Origin of the sequence: Pseudonocardia tropica (genome assembly GCF_040105315.1) — a bacterium.
Classification (GTDB): Bacteria; Actinomycetota; Actinomycetes; order Mycobacteriales; family Pseudonocardiaceae; genus Pseudonocardia; species Pseudonocardia alni.
In genome coordinates this window covers 95,151-108,837 of the sequence record NZ_JBEDNP010000006.1, presented here as the reverse complement: position 1 = coordinate 108,837, position 13,687 = coordinate 95,151, and the positions used below count along the sequence as shown (strand labels likewise).

At 74.9% G+C, this 13,687-nt stretch carries 12 protein-coding genes; 9 read left to right on the top strand and 3 right to left on the bottom strand.

Going from position 1 to position 13,687, the window contains the following annotated elements; translation table 11 throughout:
• Positions 1-82: 82 nt before the first annotated feature.
• From WHI96_RS12100 to WHI96_RS12090, 3 genes are read left to right on the top strand one after another with little or no spacing between them, the layout of a single operon-like run.
• Entirely contained in the window at positions 83-1,429 is a 1,347-nt protein-coding gene (locus WHI96_RS12100) for an MFS transporter (protein WP_345649175.1), read from the top strand.
• Positions 1,430-1,476: 47 nt separating this feature from the next.
• On the top strand, positions 1,477-2,022 hold the full coding sequence (locus tag WHI96_RS12095; RefSeq protein ID WP_345649177.1) for a DUF4334 domain-containing protein: 546 nt from the start codon (positions 1,477-1,479) through the stop codon (positions 2,020-2,022).
• Positions 2,019-2,594 (top strand): TetR/AcrR family transcriptional regulator, encoded by a 576-nt coding sequence (locus WHI96_RS12090; RefSeq protein WP_345649180.1) that lies wholly within the window; start codon positions 2,019-2,021, stop codon positions 2,592-2,594. The genes WHI96_RS12095 and WHI96_RS12090 overlap by 4 nt, the downstream gene beginning before the upstream one ends.
• A 13-nt stretch (positions 2,595-2,607) precedes the next feature.
• Here WHI96_RS12090 and WHI96_RS12085 read toward each other — a convergent pair whose 3' ends face one another.
• Positions 2,608-3,666 carry a YncE family protein gene (locus WHI96_RS12085; RefSeq protein WP_345649183.1) on the bottom strand — a complete coding sequence of 353 codons (1,059 nt, stop codon included), beginning with the start codon at positions 3,664-3,666 and terminating at the stop codon, positions 2,608-2,610.
• Between the two features lie 137 nt (positions 3,667-3,803).
• On the opposite strand from WHI96_RS12085, the gene WHI96_RS12080 reads away from it, so the two are divergent.
• Positions 3,804-3,989 carry a hypothetical protein gene (locus WHI96_RS12080; protein ID WP_345649186.1) on the top strand — a complete coding sequence of 62 codons (186 nt, stop codon included), beginning with the start codon at positions 3,804-3,806 and terminating at the stop codon, positions 3,987-3,989.
• An 83-nt stretch (positions 3,990-4,072) separates the two neighbouring features.
• Here WHI96_RS12080 and WHI96_RS12075 read toward each other — a convergent pair whose 3' ends face one another.
• Entirely contained in the window at positions 4,073-4,600 is a 528-nt protein-coding gene (locus tag WHI96_RS12075) for a hypothetical protein (protein WP_345649189.1), read from the bottom strand.
• An 88-nt stretch (positions 4,601-4,688) separates the two neighbouring features.
• On the opposite strand from WHI96_RS12075, the gene WHI96_RS12070 reads away from it, so the two are divergent.
• The 3 genes from WHI96_RS12070 to WHI96_RS12060 all read left to right on the top strand — a co-directional run bounded on the left by WHI96_RS12070 (position 4,689) and on the right by WHI96_RS12060 (position 10,562).
• Complete coding sequence (locus tag WHI96_RS12070) at positions 4,689-5,291, top strand: TetR/AcrR family transcriptional regulator (RefSeq protein WP_345649192.1); 603 nt, start codon at positions 4,689-4,691, stop codon at positions 5,289-5,291.
• Between the two features lie 175 nt (positions 5,292-5,466).
• Entirely contained in the window at positions 5,467-7,995 is a 2,529-nt protein-coding gene (locus tag WHI96_RS12065; RefSeq protein WP_349302380.1) for a Tex family protein, read from the top strand.
• Positions 7,996-8,609: 614 nt separating this feature from the next.
• On the top strand, positions 8,610-10,562 hold the full coding sequence (locus WHI96_RS12060) for a DEAD/DEAH box helicase (protein ID WP_345644616.1): 1,953 nt from the start codon (positions 8,610-8,612) through the stop codon (positions 10,560-10,562).
• Between the two features lie 62 nt (positions 10,563-10,624).
• Here the strand turns inward: WHI96_RS12060 and WHI96_RS12055 are convergent, their stop codons facing one another.
• Positions 10,625-11,077, bottom strand: a complete 453-nt coding sequence (locus tag WHI96_RS12055; protein WP_345644619.1) for a L,D-transpeptidase — start codon at positions 11,075-11,077, stop codon at positions 10,625-10,627.
• Between the two features lie 218 nt (positions 11,078-11,295).
• Here WHI96_RS12055 and ilvD point away from each other — a divergent pair, with 218 nt between their 5' ends.
• Both ilvD and WHI96_RS12045 read left to right on the top strand, forming a co-directional pair.
• Positions 11,296-12,978: a dihydroxy-acid dehydratase gene (gene ilvD, locus WHI96_RS12050; protein WP_345644621.1), complete on the top strand. Its 1,683-nt coding sequence runs from the start codon at positions 11,296-11,298 to the stop codon at positions 12,976-12,978.
• 101 nt (positions 12,979-13,079) lie between these two features.
• On the top strand, positions 13,080-13,631 hold the full coding sequence (locus tag WHI96_RS12045; protein ID WP_345644623.1) for an ACT domain-containing protein: 552 nt from the start codon (positions 13,080-13,082) through the stop codon (positions 13,629-13,631).
• Positions 13,632-13,687 lie beyond the last annotated feature (56 nt).

Here is a 13,687-nt window from a genome sequence, read left to right as displayed (position 1 = left end):
GTCGGACCTCCGTAGTCCGATCAAGGCCCGGGGGCACCGGCGTTCCTGCGCCGGCCCGGGGCCGCCTGATGTGGGGTCGGGGATGTGCCGACATCGCGGCGGACCGCGTGCTCGGTGGGTTGGTCCGCAGTCCGCGGACAGTCCGCAAGAGGTCCGTCTCGGTCCGTCGTCAGCCAACGCCCGCCAACGGTTAATCGGCAGGTCAGCAACCCTGAACCCGCAGCATGACCAGGTCAGCAACACGCAGGCCACGTTCTCGATCTACTTCGCGACGCAGATCTTCCCGCCCAAGAACGCGGCGCTGGCGCTGATCTCGACGCTCGCGACCTACGCGCTCGCCTTCTTCTTCCGGCCGCTGGGCGGTCTGCTGCTGGGCCGGTTCGCCGACCTCAGGGGCCGCCGGACCGCGATGCTGATGACGATCCTGCTGATGGCGGGCGGGTCGTTCGTCATCGGCCTGCTGCCGACGTTCGCGATGATCGGCTGGTTCGCGCCGGTGCTGCTCCTGCTCGCGCGCATCGCGCAGGGCATGTCGCTGGGCGGTGAGGTCTCCAACGCCTCGGCCTACCTCGCCGAGATCGCCCCGCGCGAGCGGCGCGGGCGCTACTCGTCGTTCTTCTACATCTCCACCGGCACCGCGGTGCTGTTCGCCTCGCTCACCGGGTTCGTGCTGGCGGCGAACCTGACCGAGGACCAGTTGGCCGCCTGGGGCTGGCGGATCCCGTTCCTGCTCGGCGGGGTGCTCGGCATCGTCGGGCTCTGGATGCGCCGCCAGATGAGCGAGACCGAGCAGTTCGAGGACAACAAGGAGTCCGCAGCCCGGATCCGCAACCCGCTGATGCTGACCCTGCGTGAGCACCCGAAGGCGGTCGCGCAGCTCGTGGGCTTCACGATCCTGCACACGCTCTGCTATTACACGTTCTTCTCCGCGCTGACCCCGTTCGCCACCCGCTCCCGCGGCGCCGACGCGACGGAGGTGTTCCTCGCGTTGTCGATCGCCACGGCGATCTTCGTGCTCCTGCAGTACCCGATGGGGGCCGCCGCCGACCGGTACGGCCGCAAGCCGCAGATGCTGGTCTGGTCCGCGGCCACCGCGGTGCTCGTCGTGCCGCTGTCGTTCCTGATCGGGCCCGGATTCTGGAACATGTTCGTCGTGTTCGTCGTCGGGCTGGGGCTCTACACGGCGATGACCTCGGTCGCGCCGGCGATCATGAGCGAGCTGTTCCCGACGAAGGTCCGCGCCCTGGGCATCGGCGCCTGGTACAACCTGACCGTCGCCGTGTTCGGCGGGACCGCGCCGCTGGTCATCGCCTCGCTGCAGGAGGCGGACCTGGCGATCCTGTTCTTCGTCTACGTCGCCGTCGGGGCGGTGATCTCCTTCGTCGCGGTGCTGACCCTGCCGGAGACGAAGGGCTCCGCCCTGCGCTGACCCGGTACCCTCCATCGAAACGCCGCCGTTTCGATGGGGAGCACGCGATGACCAGCACCGCACCGGCCGACACGCTGCGCCACCTCGCGCACGGCGCCACGCCCGAGGAGGGCCTCGGGTTCTTCGACGCGCTGCCCGCCGTCCGCGTCGAGGAGATGCTGGGCGACTGGTCCGGCGGGGAGATCCCCACCGGCAACCCGATGGACGGGCTGCTGGGACGCTTCGGCTGGCACGGCAAGCGGTTCGACGGCGTCGACGACGTCCACCCGCTCGTCATGGACCACCCCCGCGGCGGCCGGTTCTCGCTCAACCCCGCCCTGGTCCCGCTGCCCGCGCTGCTGCGCCACCCGGCCGCCCTGCGCCACGCGACCCTCGCGCGGATCGCCCGCACCGCGGGTCCCGCGCTCGCGACCCGGGCCCCGAAGGCACGGTTGCGGACCACCGAGTACCGCGGGGTCGCCAGCGCCACCATGTGCTACGACGACCTGCCGATCCACGACGTCTTCCGCCGCGTCGACGACGACACCGTCCTCGGTGCCATGGACATGCGCGGCCTGACCCACCCGTTCCTGTTCTTCCTGCGTCGCGAGTGACCAGCCGCTTCCCCGACGAGCGCCGCCGGGAGGTGCTCGCCGCGACCCGTGACCTGGTCGCGGAACGCGGCTACTCCTCGACCACCGTCGAGGCCGTCGCCGCGGCGACCCGCACCAGCAAGGCGACGCTCTACCGGCAGTGGGGCGACAAGGCCGCGCTGGTGGTGGAGGCCGTCTCGGCGGGCAGCCCGCTCGCGATCGACCGGATCGACACCGGGTCGCTGGCCGGGGACCTCGCGGCGGTCGTCGACCAGCTGGCCGCGCGGGCCCGGGTCGACGTGCCGATCGTCCTGGGGCTGGCCGGGGCGGGGCAGCGCGACCCCGCGCTGCCGGCCGCGCTGTCCTCGCGGCTGCTGCCGCAGGTGGAGGCGCTGCGCGCGCTGGTGGTGCGGGCCGTCGCCCGCGGGGAGCTGCCCGCCGACCCGCCCGCGGCCCGGCACCTGCCGTACCTGCTGGCGGGCGCGGTGGTGGCACCGACGCTGCTGGACGGGCCGTCGGCCGTCGCCGACGCCGGGTACCTGCGGTCGGTCTGCGACGACGTGCTGCTGCCGGCCCTCGGGGTCCGCCCGTGAGCTCCGCGCGCTCCTAGGCGGGCCCGTCGACGACCTGCACGACACCGTCGGCGGTGCCGGTGACGAACAGCCGTCCGGTGTCCGGGTCGACCGCCACGGTGTTCGGCTGCCGCACGGTGGGGATCCGGGCCACCTCCCGCGGCGTCGGGTCGGTCATGTCGTAGCCGACGAGCAGGTTCGTCCCGGTCGCGGTGACCCACACGCGGTCGCGGACCGGGTCGTAGGCGATCCCGTAGGGCTCACCGGGCAGGTCCACCCGTGCGACCTCGGCCGGGGTGCCCGCCGGGTCGAAGACGATCAGGTGCCCGCCCCGGGTGTCGGTCGCGATCATGCGGCCGTGCCGGTCGGCGACCAGGTGGGTCGGGCCGTCGCCGGCCGGGAGCTCGCGGATGCCGTCGCCGGTCGCGGCGTCGTAGACGGTGAGGGTGTTCTCGCGGACGTCGATCAGCCCGACCCGGTCGCCGACCGGGGCGAGCCCGGCGGGCTGGGTGACGTCGGTCAGCCGGCGCACCACCCGGTCGTCGCGGACCACGGACACGCTGCCGCCCGCCTCGTTGGCGACGAACACGGTCCCGGCGGCGGTCTCCGTCGCGTCGTGCGCCATCGGGCCGGTCATGACCTCGGAGGTCACCCGGCCGTCGGGCAGGGCCACGCGCAGCAGCCCGTTCGCGCTCTCGCTGGGGACCAGCACCGGCCCGCCCGGGGCGGCCAGCTGCAGGTGGCGCAGCACGCCGGGCAGCGGCACCTGCCCGACGACGGCGGCCGTGTCCGCGTCGAGCAGTGCGAGCCGGTCGGGCTGCCGTACCCCGACCGCGACGCGGCGGGTCGGACCGTCGGCGACGATGCCCTCCGGGATCGCACCCACCTCGACGACCCGGCCGGGCGGGGTGCCGGTGACCGGCGGCGCGACGCCCGGCTCGGCCGGGGGCGGCAGCGGCTCGGCGAACCGGACCGGGGTGCCCGCGCGCCCCGGGGCCGCCGGTCCGTCGTCCGGGGCCGCCGCGCAGCCCGCCACGAGGAGCAGCAGAGCCGCACCGGCCGCCGCACGATGCACGCGCTTCCGTGACGCCATGACGACAGCATCGTCCCCCGGCCGGACGTCCGCGCGTCGGCGGGACACCACTGGTTGCGCGGTGAAACGATAGAGGGCTATCGTTCGAGTTCCTGGGATCGTGACGACGAGGGAGTCACCGTGGCGACCTCCCGCACGTGTCATTCGGCCACGGCGGCCACTTCTGCATCGGCGCGAGCCCGGCCCGCACCGAGCTCGCGACGGTGTTCGCGCGGCTGTTCCGGCGGCTGCCGGGGCTGCGCCTGGCCGTCGCCCCGGAGGACCTGGACGTGCGGGCCGAGCAGGTCACCGGGGGAGTGCGGGCGCTGCCGGTCACCTGGTGAGCCGCGGCAGCGGCACCCCGTGACGTCGCGCGGCACCCGTGTCCGGGGTGCCGCGGACCGGCGAGGTGAGCCGCGGGCCGGGCTCACGGCCCGTCGGCTGCGCCCGCGGCCCGCGTGACCAGGCCGGACGGCCCGGCGGGCAGCCGGGTGGCGAGGTCGGAGACGACCCGTCCGGGGCCGGCGCCGACCGGGGTGTCCGGAGCGGTCAGCTCCCGGACGTCGGCGACGCTCCCGCGGATCGGGTCGTCCTCGCGGCGGACGGTCTCGTGCACCCATGCGGTGGTGAGCCCGACCGGGCCCACCCCGACGGACAGGGTGAACGCGGCGGTGACGACACCGCCGTCGCCGACGGTGTAGACCTCGTCGGGGATCCTGAGGACGAGCCGGGTCGGGCCGTACCGCAGGTCGGCGCGCAGCCGGTCACCGGAGAACCCGGCGGGCGGGCCCGGGGCGACCGCGGGTGGAACGGCACGTCGGCGGTCGGCGGGCGCGGCGACGTGGGCGCGGGCACCCCCGATCCGGCGGTCGTCGTCACAGGTGCGGCCGATGCCGGCACCGGCCCCGGTGGCGGTCACCGCGGCACGGACGGACGTCGGCAGTACGCGGAGCACGGGGTCTCCTGTGCGGGGTGAGCGGAGAGGGGACGACGTGCCAGGAGCGACGCCGGGGGGTCGGCGCCGGGAGACGCGGGACGACGGTGTGGCGCGCACCCGCACGGCCCTGCTGGGCGCGGCGGCGGACGTCTTCGCCGAACGCGGCTACGACGGCGCGTCGGTCGACGAGATCGCCCGGGTCGCGGGTGTGTCGGTCGGTTCGATCTACAGCCGGTTCGGCAGCAAGCAGGACCTGTTCCGGGCGCTGATGACCGACTACCTGGACGACGACCTGGAACGGGTGCGGGCCGGGCTCGACGCGGGTGTGGAGCAGGGGCTGGCCGCGCTGGAGTCGGTGCTGCTGCAGGCGGCGGGCTCGCGCCCGTCGACGCTGCTCGACGCCGAGAGCTGGGCCGCGGCGATGCGCACTCCGGCGCTGCGCGCGACCGTCGCCGCCCACCACCGCCGGGTCCGGTCCGAGGCCGCGGCGATGGTCGCCCGCAGCCGCGAGCGCACCGGCGTGGACCTGGGCGTGCCGGACGAGGAGGTCGCGGTGGCGATGATCGCGCTGTTCCACGGGCTCGTCCGGGAGTACCGGCTGGGCGCACCGGGCGAGGTCGCGCCCGACCTGTACAGCCGGATGGTGGGCGCGCTCGCGACCGGGCTCGCCGTGTCGGCCGCGGACGGTCCTCCGCCCTCGGGGCCATGAACCACAGCGAGCCACGGGCGGCAGTCCGGCACGGGTGAGCGGGCGCTCACCCACCGTTTTCTCCGTCGTGTGTCGGACACCGTCGTGCGGTCGTGCGGGTGAGCGCGCGGACGGCCGGGCGACCGACCCCCCACCCGGCGGTGGCGGCCGCGACACGGTTCGCCACGATGGGGCGGTGACAGGCACGGCACCCCCGGACATCCAGCAGCACCGCTCGATCAACCAGCGGATCGCCGACGAACTCGGCGCCCGGCCGGACCAGGTCGGGGCCGCGGTGGCCCTGCTGGACGACGGCTCGACGGTCCCGTTCATCGCGCGCTACCGCAAGGAGGTCACCGGCGGGCTCGACGACGCCCAGCTCCGCACGTGCGAGGAGCGGCTGCGCTACCTGCGCGAGCTGGAGGAGCGGCGCACCGTCGTCCTCGACTCCATCCGGTCGCAGGGCAAGCTCGACGAGTCCCTCGAGGCCACCATCCTCGCCGCCGAGTCCAAGGCCCGGCTCGAGGACATCTACCTGCCCTACAAGCCCAAGCGCCGCACCAAGGCGATGATCGCCCGCGAGCAGGGCCTGGAGCCGCTGGCCGACGCGCTGCTCGCCGACCCGACCCTCGACCCGCACTCGTCGGCGGCCGCCTACGTGACCGACGAGGTCGCCGACGCCGGCGCCGCGCTGGAGGGCGCCCGCTCGATCCTGGTCGAGCGGATCGGGGAGAACGCGGACCTCGTCGGCGGCCTGCGTGAGCGCATGTGGGCGCACGGGCGGCTGGTCACCACGGTCCGCGAGGGCAAGGAGAACGATCAGGCCGCGGCCAAGTTCTCGGACTACTTCGCCTTCGCCGAGAAGTTCACGACGCTGCCCTCGCACCGGATCCTCGCGGCCTTCCGCGGCGAGTCCGAGGAGGCGCTCGACGTCACCCTCGACGCCGGCGTCGCCGACGACGAGCCGAACCCCTACGAGGCGCTGATCGCCGCCGAGTACGGCGTCGCGGACCGCGGCCGCGCCGGCGACGCCTGGCTGCTCGGCGTCGTCCGGTGGGCGTGGCGGACCCGGCTGCTCACCGCGCTCGGCATCGACATCCGGGTCCGGCTGCGCACCGCCGCCGAGGAGGGCGCGATCGGCGTGTTCGCGGCGAACCTGCGCGACCTGCTGCTCGCCGCCCCCGCCGGCACCCGCGCCACCCTCGGCCTCGACCCGGGCCTGCGCACCGGGGTCAAGGTCGCCGTCGTCGACGCGACCGGCAAGGTCGTCGACACCGCGGTGATCTACCCGCACGAGCCCCGCAAGGACCGCGCCGGGTCGCTGAAGACCCTCGCCGCGCTGTGCACGAAGCACTCCGTCGAGCTGATCGCGATCGGCAACGGCACAGCCTCGCGGGAGACCGACGCGCTGGCCGGTGAGCTCATCGCCGCGAACCCGGGCCTGAAGCTGACCAAGGTGACGGTGTCCGAGGCCGGCGCGTCGGTGTACTCGGCGTCGGCCTACGCCTCGGCCGAGCTGCCCGACATGGACGTCTCGCTGCGCGGCGCGGTGTCCATCGCGCGGCGCCTGCAGGACCCGCTCGCGGAGCTGGTCAAGATCGACCCGAAGTCGATCGGGGTCGGGCAGTACCAGCACGACCTGCCCGAGTCGTCGCTGTCGCGCTCGCTCGACGCGGTCGTCGAGGACTGTGTGAACGCCGTCGGTGTCGACGTGAACTCGGCGTCCGCGCCGCTGCTGCGCCGGGTCTCGGGCATCTCCGAGTCCCTCGCCGGCGCGATCGTCGCCCACCGCGACGAGAACGGGCCGTTCCGGAACCGGACCGCGCTGACCGGCGTCGCGCGGCTGGGGCCCAAGGCGTTCGAGCAGTGCGCGGGCTTCCTGCGCATCCGCGGCGGCGACGAGCCGCTGGACGTGACCGGCGTGCACCCCGAGTCCTACCCGGTCGTCCGGCGGATGGTGGAGCGCACGACGCTGGACGTGTCCGCGCTGCTGGGCAACGCCGCCCGGCTGCACCAGATCAAGCCCAAGGACTACGTCGACGACGGCGTCGGGCTCCCGACCGTCACCGACATCCTGGTCGAGCTGGAGAAGCCCGGCCGGGACCCACGGCCGGCGTTCCGGACCGCGACCTTCGCCGAGGGCGTCCACAGGATCTCCGACCTGCGGCCGGGGATGCTGCTGGAGGGTGTCGTCACCAACGTGGCCGCGTTCGGCGCGTTCGTCGACGTCGGGGTGCACCAGGACGGCCTCGTGCACGTGAGCGCGATGAGCAAGGACTTCGTCTCCGACCCGCGCGACGTCGCCAAGTCCGGCGACGTGGTGAAGGTGAAGGTCCTCGAGGTCGACGAGGCCCGCAAGCGGATCTCGCTGACCCTGCGTCTGGACGACGAGCCCGGCGCCGGCGAGCGCGGTGGCCGGTCCCGCGGGCCCGGCCAGGGCCAGGGCGGCGGCCAGGGCGGCCGCGGCCGCGACGGTGGCGAGCGCGGCGGGCGCGGTCCGGGCGGTGGCCAGGGCGGCGGACGCGGCCAGGGCGGCGGCGAGCGCGGCCGCGGTGGCCGCGACGGTGGCCGCGGCGACGGCGGCCGCGGTGGTCAGGGCGGCGGACGCGGCGGCTCCGGTGGCCAGGGCGGTCGCGGCGGCTCCGGCGGCGGCCGGCAGGACCGCGGACCCGCCAACGACGCGATGGCCGAGGCGCTGCGCAAGGCGGGCTTCGGCAAGTCCTGAGCCCCGATCCCGCACGACGACCGGGCCCCGCGCACTCCGAGTGCGCGGGGCCCGGTCGCGGTCGGTGCGGGAGGACCGGCTCCGGTAGCCGATCGGCGAGGCGGCGCAGGGCGTCCACCCCGGCCACGGTCCCGCTCCGGTCCGTGCCGGCCACGGCGATCCCCCGGGCAGGTCGAGGGCCCGGGTGTCGCGCGGGTGGCCGGGGCGGGGTGCGTCGGACCGGTAGAGCACCCGTGCCGTACCCGGTAGCCGTCCGTCGTGCGGAGACCACCGAGATCACGCAGGTTCGCCGGGTGCCGGGTCGCGGCGCCGGAGAGGGCCGCCGTCACCCGACCAGGCTCGGTGATCTCCCCGGGGCCGCGCCGAGGGGCGTGACCAGGGGCATCGGTGGTGTCGGTCACGCGGGACCCGACGAACGGACCGCACCGGGACATGGCACACTGGTCGATCGACGGCCGTCGGCGACGACGCACGGCCGCGAGCCCCGGAGGTCTGGGTTCACCGGCACATCATCTGGATCGAGATGCCGCACGCGGGCCTGGCGGGCTGGGAGAGCGGGCGAGAGCCGCCCGACGACACAGCGCACCCCCCTGCGCGCGCCATTTGAGGACCGAGTGAGCATTCTGCTGGACCAGCACCCCGACCTGAACGACTCCGGAGACGAGATCACCACTTCCGCCGCCATGACGGACACCGACGCCGCCGCCGAGCTCGACCCCGAGATCGCCGACGCCGCCACCACCCCCGACACGACCGCCGCCGGGGAGAGCACCGCCTCCGGCGACGTGGCCGAGGACGCGGACACCGAGGACGCGGACACCGCCGACGAGCCCGTCGACGACACCCCCGCCGGCCCGACCTTCGCCGACCTGGGCCTCGCGCCGCAGCTGCTCGACACCCTCGAGAAGCTGGGCTACGCCTCGCCGAGCCCGATCCAGGCCGCCGCGATCGGCCCGCTGATCGCCGGGCGCGACCTGCTGGGCCAGGCCGCCACCGGTACCGGCAAGACCGCCGCGTTCTCGCTGCCGATGCTGCAGCGCCTGGCCGACGGCCGCACCTCCCGCTCGCGCGGCACCAAGCCGTTCGGCCTGGTGCTCGCCCCGACCCGCGAGCTGGCCATGCAGGTCGGCGAGGCGGTCGCCAAGTACGGTGCCGCGCTCGGCGCGACCGTCGCCTGCGTCTACGGCGGCGCGCCGATCGGCCCGCAGCTGGGTCAGCTGCGGCGCGGCGTCGACATCGTCGTCGCCACCCCGGGTCGGGCGATCGACCTGGTCAACCGCGGTGCGCTCGCGCTGGACGCGATCGAGGTCGCCGTCCTGGACGAGGCCGACGAGATGCTCGACATGGGCTTCGTCGAGGACATCGAGACGATCCTCGGCGCGACGCCGCGGGGCCGCCAGACCGTGCTGTTCTCGGCGACCATGCCGGGCCGCATCCAGAGCCTGGCGCGGACCCACCTGAGCGACCCGACCGACATCCGGATCAAGAGGGAGGCCACGCCCGAGGGCGAGGCCCCGCGGGTCCGCCAGACCGCCTACCACGTGCCGCGCAGCCACGTCACCGTCGCGCTGGGCCGGGTGCTCGAGATGGAGCAGCCGACCGCGGCGATCGTGTTCTGCCGCACCCGCGCCGACGTCGACGCCGTCACCGAGACCCTCACCGCGCGCGGTCTGCGCGCCGAGGCGCTGCACGGCGGCATGGACCAGGAGCACCGCACCCGGGTCGTCGAGCGCCTGCGCGCCGGCCGCACCGAGCTGCTGGTCGCCACCGACGTCGCGGCCCGTGGTCTCGACATCGACTCGCTGACCCACGTGGTCAACCACGACGTGCCGTCGTCGCCGGAGTCCTACGTGCACCGCATCGGCCGGGTCGGCCGGGCGGGACGCGAGGGCGTCGCGATCACCCTGGTCACCCCGGGGTCGGTGCGGCACCTGCGCAACATCGAGCGGCTGATCGGGTCCTCGGTGGCCGGCGCCCCGGTGCCCTCGCCGGAGGACCTGCGCACCGTGCGGCTGGCCCGCACCGCGCTGGCCCTGCGCGAGCAGGCCGGTCAGGACGCCGACACCCCGCCGCAGGACGGCGTGGAGCAGCTCGTCGTCGAGCTGGCCCGCGACCACGACCTCGCCTCGATCGCCGCCGCCGCGATCCGGCTCGCCCGCGCAGGCAACTCGGTGCCCGACGACGAGATCGAGATCCCGCAGGTCCGCTCGCGCGGTGGCCGTGACAGCGGCCCCGGCGACCGTGGCCCGCGCCGCGACCGCGACGGCCGTCCGGGCGGTGCCCGTGGTCAGGGCGCCCGTCCGCCGAAGGCCGGGGCGACCCGCCTGTTCGTCTCGGCGGGCCGTGCCTCCGGTGTGCGCCCGCAGGACATCGTGGGTGCGCTGGCGAACGAGTCCCGGCTGTCCGGCCGCGACATCGGCGCCATCCAGATCCACGAGCGCCACTCGCTGGTCGAGGTGCCCGAGCACGCCGCGGACGACGTGCTGCGCTCGCTGCGCGGTGCGACGACGCTGAAGGGCCGCAAGGCCAACGTGCGTCGCGACCGGGACAACGCCGTCGCCCGCTGACACACGGCACACGACAGGGGCCCCGCGCGGATCGCGGGGCCCCTGTCGTCGGTTGGGGAGGGTCAGCGCACCTCGACCCGGTCACCCTGCGCCAGCTTGCCGAAGAACACCGTCGCGTCCTGGTTGCGCATCTTCACGCAGCCTGCGGACCCGGAGCCGCGGTCGCCCTCGTGGAAGGCGATGCCGCCGGGGGCGAAGAAGACCGACCAGGGCATCGGGGCGCCGTCGAACTCGGCGGAGTGGTGCTCGCGGTCCTTGTCGTAGACGGCGAAGTCCCCGGTCGGGGTCTCCGTGCCGTGCCCGCCGGTGGCGACGTCGACGGGACCGTAGGTGACCTTCCCGCCCTTCATCAGCCACGCCTGCTGGGTCTCCAGGTCCACACAGGCCGTCGCCGTCGCCGAGCACGGGGTGCCGGCGACACCGGAGCCGGTGCCGGCGGCGACCGCGGTACCCGCGGCACCCAGCCCGACGACCAGCCCGGTGGCCGCGACCACCAGCGCGCGGCGGTGACGCACCCGGCGCGTGGCACGGGGAGTCGGTTCGTTCGTGTGCGCCATGAGTGTCGCTCGGGTCCTCTCGGATGAATGACGGTGCTGCCGGAGGGTCCAACGATCACTCGTAGCAACCGATACGCCCGGACGGGCGATCTGTTGCGGCTGGAAACGGGCCTGTGCCGGTGATGTACGGGAGGATCGGCCCCGTCCCGACACCGGAGTCCGGCCGAGGAGCGCGCATGGCCACCACCAGTTCCCGCAAGCCCCGCAGTCACCAGGTCACCGACGGCATCGGCGCCACCGCCGCCCGCAGCATGCTGCGCGCGGTCGGCATGCGCGACGACGACTTCGCCAAGCCCCAGATCGGCATCGCCTCGTCCTGGAACGAGATCACCCCGTGCAACCTGTCGCTGCAGCGGCTCGCGACCGCGGCGAAGGAGGGCGTGCACACCGCGGGCGGCTACCCGATGGAGTTCGGCACGATCTCGGTCTCCGACGCCATCTCGATGGGACACCGGGGCATGCACTACTCGCTGGTCAGCCGGGAGATCATCACCGACTCGGTGGAGACGGTCGTCGAGGCCGAGCGGCTCGACGGGACGGTGCTCCTGGCCGGCTGCGACAAGTCGCTGCCCGGGATGCTGATGGCCGCGGCCCGGCTCGACCTCGCCGGGGTGTTCGTCTACGCCGGATCGATCATGCCCGGCCGGGTCGGTGACCGGGAGGTCAACATCGGCGACGCGTTCGAGGGCATCGGGGCGTGCGCGCGCGGCCTGATCACCCCCGACGAGCTCGACACCCTGGAGCGGGCCATGTGCCCGGGGGAGGGCGCCTGCGGCGGCTTCTACACCGCGAACACGATGGCCGCGGCCGCCGAGGCGCTGGGGATGGCGCTGCCCGGCTCGGCCAGCCCGCCCGCGGTGGACCGTCGTCGCGACGGTGTCGCCCGCGCCTCCGGCGAGGCCGTGGTCGGGATGATCGCGCAGGGCCTGACCGCGCGGTCGGTGCTGACCCGCGAGGCCTTCGAGAACGCGATCGCGGTCGTCATGGCCTTCGGCGGGTCCACCAACGCGGTGCTGCACCTGCTCGCCATCGCCCGCGAGGCCGAGGTGCCGCTGACCCTGGACGACTTCAACACCGTCGGCGACCGGATCCCGCACCTGGCCGACGTCAAGCCGTTCGGACGGCACCTCATGTACGCCGTCGACCAGGTCGGGGGCGTGCCGGTGGTGATGAAGGCGCTGCTCGACGCGGGCCTGATCCACGGCGACGCCCGCACCGTCACCGGTCGCACGGTCGCGGAGAACCTCGCCGAGCTCGACCCGCCGGGCCTCGACGGCTCGGTCATCCACGACCTCGCCGACCCGATCCACCCCACCGGCGGCCTCACGATCCTGCGCGGCTCGCTCGCGCCCGACGGCGCCGTCGTCAAGTCCGCCGGGTTCGACGCCGCCACCTTCACCGGTACCGCCCGCGTCTTCGACGGCGAGCAGGGCGCGCTCGACGCGGTCGACGCCGGGGAGATCGGGCCCGGAACGATCGTCCTGATCCGCTACGAGGGCCCCCGCGGCGGGCCCGGGATGCGGGAGATGCTCGCCGTCACCGGGCGGATCAAGGGCGCGGGCCTCGGCAAGGACGTCCTGCTGGTCACCGACGGCCGCTTCTCCGGTGCGACGACCGGGCTGTGCGTCGGGCACGTCTCGCCCGAGGCCGCCGACGGCGGACCGATCGCGCTCGTCCACGACGGCGACACGGTCACCCTGGACATGAAGGCGCGCACGATCGACATCGGCGTCGAGCCCGCCGAGCTGGAGCGGCGGCGCGCGGAGTGGACGTGCCCGGAGCCGACGAACCGGCGCGGGGTGCTGGGCAAGTACGCGAAGCTCGTGTCGTCGGCCGCCGACGGGGCGGTCTGCGGCTGACCCGCGTGGCCGACGTGCCCGGCGGACCGGCGCGCCGGCCGCGACGCAGCCGACACCGCCCCGACACAGGGCCGCAACATCGGTCCCGCAGGCTGGTGGCGATGAGCACCGATCCCGGGACGACCAACGGCCTCTACCGGGTGCGGGTGCGGCTGCCCGACGAACCCGGTGCGCTGGCCGGGCTGACCGCGGCGCTGGCGCAGGTGCGCTGCAACATCCTCGCCCTGTCGGTGCACGGGCAGGACGCGCACTCCGTCGTCGACGAGCTGCTGGTGTCCGGGCCGTGCAGCGTCGGCGAGCTGTCGGTGGCGGTCTGCGGGGCCGCCCCCGCGGGCGGAGTCCTGGTCATGACCGCCGACCCGCACGACCTGGTCGACCCGCCCACCCGGGCGCTGGACATCGTCGCCGCCGGTCAGAGCCCCGCCGACGGGGTCGCCGCGCTGCTCGGCGCGTCGGACGTCCGGACGCCGGGCCCGGACGAGCCGGGCGCGCGCGACGTGCACGACCTGGAGCTGACCGCGCCCGACGGCACCCGGCTCGTCGCCCGGCGGGCGGCCCCGTTCACCGTCACCGAGGTGGCCCGGGCCCAGGCGTTCCTGCGGGCGGTCGCGACGCGCCCGGAGTCCGACCCGCGCGGCCGGGCCGGGGCGTAGCGCACTCGGCGCACCGCAGGCGCCGGTCGGCGTGGCACGGAGGTCACGGAGCCGCC

Bases quoted from the DNA above. Each gene is read 5' to 3' on its own strand.
- WHI96_RS12100 (WP_345649175.1), top strand. From the start codon at position 83: ATGTGCCGACATCGCGGCGGACCGCGTGCTCGGTGGGTTGGTCCGCAG.
- WHI96_RS12085 (WP_345649183.1), bottom strand. From the start codon at position 3,666: ATGGCGTCACGGAAGCGCGTGCATCGTGCGGCGGCCGGTGCGGCTCTG.
- WHI96_RS12045 (WP_345644623.1), top strand. From the start codon at position 13,080: ATGAGCACCGATCCCGGGACGACCAACGGCCTCTACCGGGTGCGGGTG.
- ilvD (WP_345644621.1), top strand. From the start codon at position 11,296: ATGGCCACCACCAGTTCCCGCAAGCCCCGCAGTCACCAGGTCACCGAC.
- WHI96_RS12095 (WP_345649177.1), top strand. From the start codon at position 1,477: ATGACCAGCACCGCACCGGCCGACACGCTGCGCCACCTCGCGCACGGC.